Genomic DNA, 12,563 nt, shown 5'->3' on the forward strand with positions numbered 1-12,563 from the left:
TCTCTCCTTATTTAACGGTAGATGTACCGGGGGAGCATCAGAGAAATATCGGGAATGTAGGTAATGGCCAAAAGAGCCAAGATGCTAACCAATACAAAAGTTAAAACCGTTGGTATAATTTTCGAAATAGAAACGCCGGTTACCCCATTGGCGACAAATAAGTTTAATCCAAAAGGCGGCGTAAAATTACCGATACATAGGTTTGCTACCATGATAATCCCCAAATGCACCGGGTCAATTCCCATTTGCACTGCAATTGGATAAAACAGGGGTGCTAAAATAATAATGGCAGCAATGCCTTCCATAAACATCCCCACAATTAATAGAATAAAATTAATCATTAGCAGAAAGGCGATGGGCGAGGATATATTTTCTATAATACTTTCAGTAACCATCTGGGGAACTCTTGCCACTGTCAAAAACCATCCGAATGCCTGGGCGCCTGCCACAAGAATAAGCACCTGGGCACAAGTTACGGCAGATTGCACACACACACCATAAAGCTTTTTCAAATCGATTTCTTTATAGATAAACATTCCGACAAAGATGGCATATACTGCAGATATTCCGGCAGCCTCTGTAGGTGTAAAAATGCCGGAATAGATGCCTCCAAGGATAATAACAGGAACAGCCAATGACCATACGGCTTCCTTTGTATTCTCTATGATTTCTTTCATACTGGATTTTTCATCTACGGGAAGATTGTTTTTCCTTGCATAATATAAAATATAGAAAACTGTTGCAATACCATATACAATACCGGCTCCGATCCCAGCCATAAACAATTCACCCACAGATGTTCCTGTTGCTGTAGCATATATGATCAGCGTTATGCTTGGGGGAATCAAGAGTGCTACAGATCCTGAAGATGTAATAAGGCCAAGGGCAAATCCCTTAGGATATTTTTGCTTAACCAGTTCAGGATACATTAGCTTTCCCATAGCAATGACAGTAGCCGGGCTGGATCCGGATAATGCACCAAAGACCATACAGGCCAGTTGTGTAGTTAAGGCAAGTCCTCCTCTTACACTTCCAATCAAGCTTCTCGTCCATTTTAAAATCCGTTCTGACAGCCCTCCTGTATCCATGACATTTGCAGCAAAAATAAAAAAAGGCATAGACATCAATGCAAATTTATCGATACCTCCAAAGGATTTTTGTATCATAATCATTGGAGACATATCTGTAAAGAGCATCAAAGCCAGTAGAACAGCTAAGTTCAAAGCAATAAATATAGGAACACTTCCTAGTAAAAGTGCTATAAGAGAACCCATTAATACAGCTGTCATATCAATTCACCTCACTCGTATCTAGAGACTCTGGATTTTCTTTAAAAATACGAATCAAATCTTGAATAAACCGGAAGAACATTAAAATAAATCCGAGAGGAATCGCTAAATAAGGAATCCACATGGGAATTTGAAGTGCGGGAGAAACCTGTCCTGATTTCATAACAAAATCAATGATCTTTACGCCATAAAAAAACATCACACCGCAAAATACAGTAGCAATGAGGTGTACTACAACAGAAAGCACTTTTTTATTTTTGACGGATAAAAATTCGTAAAAGAAGTCTATGCTAACATGTTTTCCTTTTCTCACGCATATACTTCCCCCTATAAATGCAATCCATATCATCAAGTATTTTATCACCTCTTCAGCCCAACTGGCGCTGGACTTGAATACATACCGCAGTACAACATTTAAAAAAAGTATGAGGGTGGTTGTAAGCAGTGCCATTCCGCAAAAAAACTCTTCCACTCGATCTAAAAATTTCAAGACTTCACCTCCACTAACATGCAGCAGATAAGCTGACGAGTATACGCTCATACTTATCAGCTTTCCTGCCCCATGAATTCTGTTATTTCAGATTTCTGTTCTGCTTCTTTTCTTTCATTCAGTTATGTATACTAATTAATCTTGCTATAAATCAACTCAAGGATCTCTTTCTTGTCTGCTGTATCTGCAAACTCAGTATGTACAGGCTTGCTGGCCTCTACGAAAGCTGCTCTTTCTTCCTGTGTAAGCTCATAAATATTTATTTTAGACTGCTTGATTTCTTCTAAGAACTGTTTTTCTTTCTCTTCAAGGGCTTTTCTTTGAACCTTTCTCGCTTCTTCTTCTGATGCCGTAACCATTTCTTTATATTCTTCCGGCAGACCTTCAAACCATCCTTTATTTGCTACAAATACATAGGCCAAATATCCATGGTTACTAATCACCATGTTGTCCTGTACTTCATAAAATTTATTCATGGCAATAGTAGAAATAGGATTTTCCTGACCATCAACAATTTTTTGCTGAAGTGCATTATATAATTCTGCATATTCTATTGGAACCGGATTTGCTCCCCAGGCTTTGTATTGGGCCAATAATAGCGGCGAAGGCATAACTCTCATCTTTACACCTGAAAAATCAGCAGGCATATGGATTTCCTTACCCTTCGTTGTAAAATTCTTGAATCCGGATCCCCAGAAACCAAATCCTTTAAAACCCTTTGCTTCTGCTTTTTCCAACAGCTTGTCCCCTGCTTCTTCATCAAGCACCTTCCACATTACTTCAGCAGAAGGCCACAGGAATGGAAAATCGACGATTTGAAGTTCTTCTACGAAAGGTGTCATTACAGAAATCGGCTGAATGGTTATTTCATGAGAACCCATTTGCACAGCTTCTGCTTGCTCCCGCATAGATCCCAGCTGCAATGCAGGGAATATTTCTACTGTAATTTTTCCCTCACTTAGGGCTTCCAATTTTTCTTTAAAAGCAACGGCTCCTGCATGTTCAGAGCTGCTTTCAGGCTGATTATGGCTTACCTTTACGGTTATCGCCGGCAGTTCTTTTTTCCCTGTATCTCCTGCTGCCGGTGTTTGTTTCGCACCACATCCTCCTAACAGTCCAACAATTAGAATGAGTACCATACATATTACCAAACTCTTTTTCATACTTTTTCTCCCCTTTATTTGATTTTTATTTTTAGTGCCTATAAATATCAGACACTAATCTGCTTTTTTCTTTGAAATCCTAATGCCTGAGAAATATTCACAGCGGTTTCCTGTATATCTTGTATCTTTTTCTCTTCTATGTACTCTCCCAGTTTGATCCCAACCATTGTAATGCTGGCGGTTACCTGCCCATGCAGATTCATGACAGGTGCCGCTATTGCCCTTACACCCATTTCAAGTTCTTCATCACAAATCCCGTAACCCTTTTTCCTTATGACATAAAGCTTTTCCTTAATTAATTCTGAATCGAGAAGACTGTTGGGTGTAAATGGTTTATGCTCCCTTGCACCAATGACTGTATCGATTGTATCTTCATCCATATAAGCAAGAATTACTTGAGCAGAAACAGCTGCATTCATGGGCATTTCACTTCCCACTTTAACGTAAAAGCTATAGCCACTGAAAGGCGTTACTGTATCAATACAGATAGCACTTTTGGTATCTACATCTAATATTGTAAGAAATACAATTTCACCATATTTTTTCGACAGGTCTTCCATATGACGTCTCGCCACTACGCGTACATCCATATGATTGAGCATATTCACAGCCAATCTTAAAACCTTCAATCCCATCCGATACTTTCTTGTCTGTTGGTCTTGGATAATATATCCGTGTTTTTTTAAGGATGACAGCATTCTGTGGATACTGCTGATCGGTATATCCAGCATTTCACTAATCTCCGTAATCATGTATCCCTCATCCTTATCGCTTAGTAAATCTAAAAGCTCCAACATCCTATCTACAATTCTCAAGAATATCCCCCGTTCTTCCACTCAGTGGAAATATTTTTCATTTAATGGAAATATATCTAATTGTACATTACATTTTTATACAATTCAATATATTTAAAAAAATTTTATATCTTTAATGATTATTATGCATTATGAAAAGGTTTGCCGTAAAAACCGTTGTATTTACAAGCATAAAAAAACTTCGCCAGTATTGTATACCGATACTGACGAAGTCTTGAATCACTCTTCTTTTCCTTCTAATCGATTCAGGATGGTAGTGTACCCGTCTGCCCCATAGTGAAGGCATCGATTAATACGACTGATTGTAGCCGTACTCGCTCCTGTAGTTTCTTCTATTTCGTTGTAGGTTTTATTTTGCCGGAGCAGTTTTGCCACCTTTAGCCGTTGGGAAAGCGCTTGGATCTCCTTGATCGTACAGATATCCTCAAAAAATCTGTAGCATTCTTCTATATCCTTAAGTGATAATACAGCCTCGAACAATTCATCGGTAAATGGGTTTTTCAGCTTTGATTCATAGGTCATTCTGCTCACCTCAAATTTATCTTTTATCTGGATATATTCTATATTGATTTAGTATATCCTCTTTATCCATAATAAAATTTTAAAAATATCTATTGACTTTATCCTCAAAACTATTTATACTCAATATTAATTGATTAAAACAATTGAATACCTCGGATATGCTCTTATCCAGAGAGGTGGAGGGACTGGCCCTATGAAACCCGGCAACCGGCTTTTAAAGCAGCGGTGCCAATTCCTGCGGTACATACGTACTGACAGATGAGAGATGCGCATAGATACCTATGCCTCTTTCGCTGTGGAAGAGGCTTTTTTTATTTGCTTTAATCGCTTATCTAGGATTCTATAGGTTGATATTTTGCATGAAAAGTGTTTTAGTTCAATATAGTTATAAACAGATACAGTTATAAAGGAGTGAAGTTATGATTCGCATTGAAAATTTGACAAAAGTCTATAAAAAAGGCAGAAATGAAGTAACTGCCCTTCGAGATATTAATCTAAAAGTTGAGAAGGGAGATATTTTCGGCATTATCGGGCTCAGTGGTGCAGGAAAATCGTCTTTGATCCGCTGCATTAATCGCATTGAGGAACCTTCTGAAGGTGATATTTGGGTAAATGGCATTAACCTTGTTACCTTAAAGGCTTCGGAGCTTAGGGATACACGGAAAAAAATCGGCATGATTTTTCAAAACTTTAACCTGCTCCACAGTAAAACGGTTTTCGAAAACATTGCCTTTCCTCTACGGCTTACCCACACGCCGGAACAGGTTATCCGGGACCGGGTCAACGAACTATTATCTTTGGTAGAGTTGTCGGAAAAGGCTCAAGTTTATCCCAGCCAATTAAGCGGCGGTCAAAAACAACGGGTAGGTATCGCAAGAGCGTTAGCTTCAGCACCGGACGTGCTGCTTTGTGACGAAGCCACCTCCGCCCTTGACCCAAAAACAACAAAACAAATTTTATCTTTACTGAAGAATATCAACCAAACCATGGGGTTAACCATCGTAATCATTACTCATGAGATGGAGGTTATCAAAGAAATCTGCAATCGGGTAGCGATCCTGGAGGGCGGTATGATTGTAGAAATGGGCAATACCATTGATATCTTTTCCAAGCCCGGAACCGAGGCTACAAAACATTTTGTCGAGCAAATTCACCAGCTGCCAAATCATTTGATGAATGGTAAAATTCTCAGTCTGTCCTTTACGGAGGGCAGTGCCGGCGAACCGGTGATTTCTAGAATCATTAAGCACTTCAACGTAGAAATCAACATTCTCTCTGGGACCATTGAATATATTCAGGAAAAACCCATTGGAAAATTAATCGTAGAAGCAGGGGTAGATTGCCGCCAGCTTTTAGATATCGTTGATTATCTGGAAAAAAATCACGTGAAGGTGGAGGTACTTAAAAATGAATAGTTTTAATGATTTGATCGCACTGCTGACACCCTCCTTGTTTGAGACCCTTTATATGGTATTTACCGCTATCATTTTTACAGTACTGTTTGGACTTCCTTTAGGGGTTATTCTAATTATTACGAACCAAGATCATATTATGCCGAATCCGCTGTTGAACAATGTACTTTCCTATGCCATTAATACCATGCGTTCTCTGCCTTTTATTATTCTGATGATTTTTATTATTCCCTTTACAAGAATGGTAGTAGGAACCTCCATCGGTACAACAGCCGCCATTGTTCCTTTAGTCGTGGCAGCAACCCCCTTCTTCGCAAGGATTGTGGAAAGCGCCCTTCGTGAAGTTGACTGGGGTGTAGTAGAAGCCGCCATTGCTATGGGTGCTACTCCGATGCAAATTATCGTAAAGGTATTAATCCCTGAAGCCATGTCCTCCCTTGTTCTGGGCGTGACCATTACACTCATCAATATTATAAGCTTTTCTGCCATGGCTGGTGTCGTCGGTGGCGGTGGTTTGGGAGACTTAGCAGTCCGATACGGATATCACCGTTTCCAAACCGATGTAATGCTGGCTACCGTGGTAGTATTAATTGTTCTCGTGCAGTTGATTCAGACTGCTGGAAATAGAATTGCAAAACAGATTAACAAAAAATAGGAGGAATACAAATGAAAAAAATCTTATCCACAGTACTATTGCTAACACTAACTGCAGCTCTACTCTTTACAGGCTGCGCTAAAGCGCCCGCTCCGGCTCCTGTTGCAGCCGATGCTGATGATACCCTAATATTAAAGATAGGTGCTACACCAGTACCTCACGCTGAAATATTAAACTTCATCAAACCACAGCTGGAAGCTCAAGGCATCGAATTAGAAATTGTTGAATTTACTGACTATGTTAACCCAAACCTAGCGCTAAATAGCAAAGATTTAGATGCGAACTTCTTTCAACATGTTCCTTACATGGAAGCTTTCAGCAGAGAGCAAAAAATGGAATTTGTCAGTGCTGGAAAGGTTCATGTAGAACCCCTGGGATTATATTCAAAAAAGATTAGCACGCTTGAAGATTTAAGGGAGGGCTCTCTGATCGCGATCCCAAATGATCCTACAAACGGCGGCAGAGCACTAATTCTATTGGATACAGAAGGTCTGATCAAGTTAAAACCCGATGCAGGTTTAGAAGCTACAGAAAGAGATATTGTTGAAAATCCAAGGAATTTGAAGTTTAAGGCCATTGATGCGGCTCAGCTGCCAAGAACGCTGGAAGATGTAGATGCGGCAGTTATCAATACCAATTATGCACTGGAAGCAAAGCTGAACCCATCTGCAGATGCGCTGATCATTGAAGGCAGTGAATCTCCTTATGCCAATATCGTAACGGTAAGACCGGATAATAAAGACAGTGAAGCTATTTTAAAATTGATAGAAGTACTGCAATCTGAAGAAGTGAAACAATTTATTCTAGACAAATATGAAGGTGCGGTGGTATCGGCCTTCTAAAAAATACGGTTTCAATCCACATAAATTCTCTCCTAATTTGGGATACTATAGATGGTTCCAACCCAAAAAGGAGATGATCATGTGCCCGAAAATAAAAAACCATACTTTGGTGCCAATGAAGCCCAAAATATGATTGATGCCACTTACAATTCAAAGGATTATCCTATCATGGAAAAAACGCAGAATGCTTATCTCATGCCGGAGGGTATGCAGCGGGATGTAGACTATATCGATACCTTCCGGTTTTATGAGGATACTACCGAATATACAGAAGCACTCGGCATTGAAGGCATTCCTGCCAGTCCGGAAAGTAAAAAGAATACTAAGATAAAATAGAAGGCTGTATCCCGTTAGCGGATACAGCCTTCTATTTTTCCGTTTTTATATATCCATTAATCCCTTTACCCCTTCAATTCCAAGCCCAGGTCCCTTTGGCAATATTAACATGGGACCTTGGGTTTCTACGCCTCCTGCTACAGGATTTTCTCCTAAAAGATAAACCGTGTCCAGATCAAATCTTGTAATATTTTTCTTTGCCCCTGCCAAATGAGCAGCTGCAGTAACAGCCACTTTACTCTCAACCATGCTGCCCAGCATGCATTCTACACCACAAGCTTCTGCAATCCCCACGATTTTCAGCGCATGATGAATACCTCCGCATTTCATCAGCTTAATATTGATCAGGTCCGCTGCCCGCATGCTTAGGATTTTAAAAGCATCATAAGGACTAAACATACTTTCGTCAGCCATAATTTGTGTCTCCACATTATCGGTAACGAACTTCAACCCTTCTAAATCCCAAGCCTTTACCGGTTGTTCCACCAGTTCCATTTCTAAGCCTGCATCCTCCAGCTTTCGGATTCCCCTTACGGCTTCCTTCGGCTGCCAGCCTTGATTTGCATCCAGGCGGATTTTAATATTGTAGCCGATTGCTTCCCTTACGGCCTTTACCCGTTGGATGTCTTTTTCAATATCACAACCTACTTTTACTTTTATGGCGGTAAAGCCCTGAGCAACTGCCTGAAGTGCATCTTCCCGCATTTCTTCCGGTTCATTAATACTCAGCGTAATATCTGATTCTATCCGGTCTCTGTATCCCCCTAATAACTTATACACCGGTGCCTGATATCGTTTTCCAAACAAATCATAAACAGCCATATCTACTGCTGCCCTTGCACTGCTGTTGCCAATGACAGCCTTATCCAGTTTACCCATAATTCTTTCAATATTTTCAATCTCTTCCCCAATTAAAGCATGCTCTATATTCTCTTGAACTGCGCCCCGAATAGACCCGTTTGTATCGCCTGTAATAACGGCTGTTGGTGGTGCTTCCCCATACCCTGTCTGTCCGTCATCGGTATGGATCAACAGAATTGTATCCTCTGCCGAAAGTACGGTTCTTAAAGCAGTTTTAAAAGGCTTTTTCAATGGAATACTCACATGCTTCAATTCAATACTTTGAATTTTCATTATAATCCCCTTCCCCTTCCCGGTACACAGCTTACTACAAAAACAAAAAATCCAACATAGGCATTTTTATTTCTATGCCTATGCTGGATTTCATCTTAAAGCTCATACCGGTAAGATATAAGTACAAAGATAAAGCAGCAAAACAATGTTTTTTACAGACCCATTTAAAAGGATTTGCACTTACTGCACGCACTTACATTATATCACTTTCTATTCCTGCTGTTAAGTCTTTAGCAAATTTTATTATTTTGAGAGAACAGACCGGGCATGCACGCCCGGTCTCTTTTTATTTTTCTATATAAGCTTCATCAAAGTAGATATATCCTAGGATCGACTTTCTCGTATTTTTTACATAATCCTTAATCAAAGAGATATCCACATAATAATAAATAGGCATTAGGATCATATCTTCCATCATAAGTTTTTCTGCTTCATAGAGCAGGTTGAATCGCTCTTGGCCGGAAGTACTCTTTGCCCCCTCAATCAGCTTATCAAATTCAGCATTCTTCCACTTTGCATTATTCTTCCCTGAATAAGAAGTCCACAAATCTAAGAATGTCATTGGATCTGCATAGTCCCCAAACCAGCTGGATCTCGCAACAACAAAGTTTCCTTCGGTTCTGGTTTGCTGGAATACTGCCCACTCTTGATTTGCAAGTTTTACATTGATATTTAAATTCTTTTTCCACATTTCTTGAATGGCCTCAGCAATTGCCTTATGAGTCTCGCTGGTATTGTACATAACCTCTAATTCTGGGAAGCCCTTTCCATCTGGATATCCGGCTTCTGTCAATAGTGCCTTGGCTTCATCAATACTTGCTGCATTCACATCAATTCCATAATCGCCACCAACTGCTCTGAAGTCTTTTCCTTCTGCATCAAAAAGTCCTGGAGGAACAAAACCTGCCGCTGGCATTTCACCGCCCCTAAGAATCTTCTCTGTAATAGCTTTTCTATCAATGGCTAAAGATAAAGCCTTTCTTACCTTCGGATCATTTACCGCTGCCTTCTCGGTTTGGAATGCATAAAAATAGGTAGCCAAAGACGGCGCTACGCTGAAAGCCGGCTCTGATGCCTTTAATCTTTCGATTTCCTGTGTAGGAACATCATCAATATAGTCTATGTCACCGGATTCAAAAGCCGTTAAACCGGTAGATGCTTCACCAATCATCAGCATTTCTATTTTATCCAGCTTTACTCTGCCCTTATCATAATAATTTTCGTTCTTTACAAGAATAATACGGTCTCCCATTATGTAGCTTTCCATTTTAAATGGACCATTGCCAATAAAGGTTTCCGGCTTCATTGACCAAGTTTCGGGATCCTTTTCAACCATATCCTTTCTAACAGGGAATAAAGTAAAGAATGCGGTTAGTTCAAGGAAATAAGGTGTAGGGGACTCCAAAATTACCTCTAGGGTCTTATCATCCTTGGCTTTTACCCCAACCTCTTCAATACTTAATTCTCCCTCATTTGCCTTCTGCCCGTTTTTCAGGTAATACAACTGGAACGCATATTCTGAAGCCGTATTGGGATCTAGGCCTCTCTTCCATGCGTATTCAAAATCCTGCGCCTTTACTGGCTGGCCGTCAGACCACTGGGCGTCTCTCAGATGGAAGGTATAAGTTAACCCATCTGCTGAAATCTCATACTTTTCTGCCATGCCTGGTATTGCCTTGTCATTTTTATCCAGCCGCATCAATCCTTCAAAGGTATTTACTTGAATAATACCCGCATTGATTACACTGTTCAGCTGTGGATCTAACGTCTTAACGTCATCACCAAGATTGTACCGCAGTACCATCGGCTCTGCAGCAGGTGTTTCTTCTGCCGCCGGCTGCTTTGGACCACACCCTGCAAGTGTACCCAATACAAGTGCCAGCACAAGTAAAAGTGCTAAACTTTTTTTCACCATAATTTCCCCTCCCATAACTATAAATAGAATCTATTGGCTGAGCTGATTGCTCAAACACCCTTCATCCATACCACTAACCTTTCTTAAAATTAAAAAACAGCATAGAATCCCCTCAAGCAGAGTACTCTATGCTGGATTTTGTTTCTGGTCTTGTAATATTTATACAAGTAAAAAAACAAAGCAGCTTTAATCAATCGGTTTAAAACTATCTGGATTTTTAATTTGTTGATATTTTTTATAAGCATCCTTCCATGCAACGATCATAGCTTTTTGAGAAGATCCGTGATATCGCCGGTTGATTTCCTCAATCATTGGTTCTGCGCCCAATTTCATCGAATACCCGGTAAACAGGGATCGAACAAATTGGTTGGTTACCATTATGGTAGTCGATGCTCCGGCATCAATGATAATTTCATTCTCGGCATCAATCACAAAGGCAATAAAATATGCACTGAATTGAAGTGTAATGGGATTGTTTACTGCAGTTTTTGCATCTCCTACTACATATATTGTATTTTTTTCGTAGGGTTCCATGCCTGTTTTTTCCTCCTGCTGCGAAAATTATTCTATCTGTTTATTTTCTGTATGTATTATTATTCGCCACAAAATATAAAAATCCTGCTTTTATTTGAATTTTCATATTATAAAAAATGTTATTGCCCTTCCCCTAAAAAGCTGAATACATTACTTACCTGCATGGCTACGCCTGTCTTAAGGGCTTCTTCATCAATATCAAAAAGGGTGGTATGCCCATCGTATATGATTTCCTTTTCCTCATTCCGGCAGCCCAACCTAAAGAAGGCCCCAGGTACAGCAGCTGCAAAATAAGCAAAATCCTCTACTCCTAGGGTAGCATGTTTTACCTCTAATACATTTTCTTCCCCCAAAAGCCCTCTCCCTGTATTTCTGACCAAGTCTACCATACGATCATCATTGACCAGGGCTGTATAGCCTTCCTCACGAAGTACTTCACCTCTTCCTCCCATTGCAGAGGCTACCTGTGTGACCAGCTTTTCAATTCGGTCAATAACCTTGCTTCGGACTTCAGGGTCTAAGGTTCTAACGGTCCCTATCATCTCAACACGATTGGCAATAATATTTTGTTTGGTTCCTCCCTGGATTGTACCAATCGTTACTACGGCGGAATCCCGGGGATCTACGTTTCGGCTCACAATGCTTTGCAGCGATGTGATGATTTGTCCGGCCATAACAATCGTATCTACACCGGAATGGGGGTATGCACCATGGGTACTTTCCCCGTGAAGAATAATCTTTATTCCGTCTGAAGATGCATTCATCTGCCCGTAGCGAATACCGATCTGACCTGTATATTCCTCTGTAGATACATGGAGTCCCAGGACTCCGTCTACTGCAGGATTTTCCAGAACTCCCTGCTCAATCATGGGCTTAGCACCTCCTACGGTTTCTTCCGCCGGCTGAAAAAGCAGCTTCACATTTCCATTTAACTGATCTTTTATTTCACTGAGCAGCTTGGCTGCCCCTAATAATATGGCCATATGGGCATCATGACCACAAGCATGCATTTTTCCATCTACTGCAGATTTATAAGACACACTTTTCTCATCCTGCATCGGCAGGGCATCCATATCTGCCCTTAATGCAATAGTTTTTCCCGGACTTCCCCCTCGTATCAAACCAACTACGGCGGTATTGGCGATCCCAGTCTGAACTTCTATGTCCATCTCCTTTAAATAGGCTGCGATTTTATCTCTTGTTCTATACTCTTCCATCCCCAGCTCCGGATTTTGGTGAAAATCCCTGCGTACCTGTTTTAACCAGGGATATAGCGATTCGACTCTTTCTAAAAGCATTTTTTGATCCATCCTTATCCTCTCTCCTTTTAATGAAAATAATTAAAAAAAGCATAGATAGGGCACCTCCTACCTATGCTGGATTTCATCTTGGATTTGCATCTTGTAAATACAAATAAAAAGATAAAGCAGCAGATATAAAATAAGCATTTCTTTCT

13 protein-coding genes and 1 riboswitch are annotated in these 12,563 nt (G+C 40.3%); of the genes, 4 read left to right on the forward strand and 9 right to left on the reverse strand.

What is annotated here, in order from left to right; translation table 11 throughout:
- Window positions 1-11: 11 nt before the first annotated feature.
- The 5 genes from Gferi_RS09880 to Gferi_RS09900 all read right to left on the reverse strand — a co-directional run bounded on the left by Gferi_RS09880 (window position 12) and on the right by Gferi_RS09900 (window position 4,279).
- On the reverse strand, window positions 12-1,289 hold the full coding sequence (locus tag Gferi_RS09880; protein WP_069975982.1) for a TRAP transporter large permease: 1,278 nt from the start codon (window positions 1,287-1,289) through the stop codon (window positions 12-14).
- Window position 1,290: 1 nt separating this feature from the next.
- On the reverse strand, window positions 1,291-1,779 hold the full coding sequence (locus Gferi_RS09885) for a TRAP transporter small permease (protein ID WP_207645813.1): 489 nt from the start codon (window positions 1,777-1,779) through the stop codon (window positions 1,291-1,293).
- A gap of 131 nt (window positions 1,780-1,910) precedes the next feature.
- Complete coding sequence (locus Gferi_RS09890; protein WP_207645814.1) at window positions 1,911-2,942, reverse strand: TRAP transporter substrate-binding protein; 1,032 nt, start codon at window positions 2,940-2,942, stop codon at window positions 1,911-1,913.
- Between the two features lie 47 nt (window positions 2,943-2,989).
- Window positions 2,990-3,757 (reverse strand): IclR family transcriptional regulator, encoded by a 768-nt coding sequence (locus Gferi_RS09895; RefSeq protein WP_069975986.1) that lies wholly within the window; start codon window positions 3,755-3,757, stop codon window positions 2,990-2,992.
- A gap of 219 nt (window positions 3,758-3,976) precedes the next feature.
- Window positions 3,977-4,279, reverse strand: a complete 303-nt coding sequence (locus tag Gferi_RS09900) for a YerC/YecD family TrpR-related protein (RefSeq protein WP_069975988.1) — start codon at window positions 4,277-4,279, stop codon at window positions 3,977-3,979.
- A 161-nt stretch (window positions 4,280-4,440) separates the two neighbouring features.
- Window positions 4,441-4,544: riboswitch (SAM riboswitch) on the forward strand.
- A 154-nt stretch (window positions 4,545-4,698) separates the two neighbouring features.
- On the opposite strand from Gferi_RS09900, the gene Gferi_RS09905 reads away from it, so the two are divergent.
- From Gferi_RS09905 to Gferi_RS09920, 4 genes are all read left to right on the forward strand, one after another.
- Window positions 4,699-5,694 carry a methionine ABC transporter ATP-binding protein gene (locus Gferi_RS09905; protein ID WP_069975990.1) on the forward strand — a complete coding sequence of 332 codons (996 nt, stop codon included), beginning with the start codon at window positions 4,699-4,701 and terminating at the stop codon, window positions 5,692-5,694.
- Window positions 5,687-6,346, forward strand: a complete 660-nt coding sequence (locus tag Gferi_RS09910) for a methionine ABC transporter permease (RefSeq protein WP_069975992.1) — start codon at window positions 5,687-5,689, stop codon at window positions 6,344-6,346. The genes Gferi_RS09905 and Gferi_RS09910 overlap by 8 nt, the downstream gene beginning before the upstream one ends.
- Window positions 6,347-6,357: 11 nt before the next feature.
- Window positions 6,358-7,188 (forward strand): MetQ/NlpA family ABC transporter substrate-binding protein, encoded by an 831-nt coding sequence (locus tag Gferi_RS09915; protein WP_069975994.1) that lies wholly within the window; start codon window positions 6,358-6,360, stop codon window positions 7,186-7,188.
- An 81-nt stretch (window positions 7,189-7,269) separates the two neighbouring features.
- On the forward strand, window positions 7,270-7,524 hold the full coding sequence (locus Gferi_RS09920) for a hypothetical protein (protein ID WP_156782362.1): 255 nt from the start codon (window positions 7,270-7,272) through the stop codon (window positions 7,522-7,524).
- A 45-nt stretch (window positions 7,525-7,569) separates the two neighbouring features.
- Here Gferi_RS09920 and Gferi_RS09925 read toward each other — a convergent pair whose 3' ends face one another.
- The 4 genes from Gferi_RS09925 to Gferi_RS09945 form a co-directional block, all read right to left on the reverse strand.
- Window positions 7,570-8,658: a mandelate racemase/muconate lactonizing enzyme family protein gene (locus Gferi_RS09925; RefSeq protein WP_069975998.1), complete on the reverse strand. Its 1,089-nt coding sequence runs from the start codon at window positions 8,656-8,658 to the stop codon at window positions 7,570-7,572.
- Window positions 8,659-8,944: 286 nt separating this feature from the next.
- The gene (locus Gferi_RS09935; RefSeq protein WP_069976002.1) at window positions 8,945-10,573 is read right to left on the reverse strand and encodes a peptide ABC transporter substrate-binding protein; all 1,629 of its coding nucleotides are present in this window, start codon (window positions 10,571-10,573) and stop codon (window positions 8,945-8,947) included.
- A gap of 186 nt (window positions 10,574-10,759) precedes the next feature.
- Window positions 10,760-11,107, reverse strand: a complete 348-nt coding sequence (locus Gferi_RS09940) for a DUF3870 domain-containing protein (protein ID WP_069976004.1) — start codon at window positions 11,105-11,107, stop codon at window positions 10,760-10,762.
- 119 nt (window positions 11,108-11,226) lie between these two features.
- Window positions 11,227-12,417, reverse strand: coding sequence for a M20 metallopeptidase family protein (locus Gferi_RS09945; protein WP_069976007.1), 1,191 nt, complete (start codon window positions 12,415-12,417; stop codon window positions 11,227-11,229).
- Between the last annotated feature and the right edge of the window lie 146 nt (window positions 12,418-12,563).

The sequence above is a fragment of the Geosporobacter ferrireducens genome, from assembly GCF_001750685.1.
Taxonomy (GTDB): domain Bacteria; phylum Bacillota; class Clostridia; order Peptostreptococcales; family Thermotaleaceae; genus Geosporobacter; species Geosporobacter ferrireducens.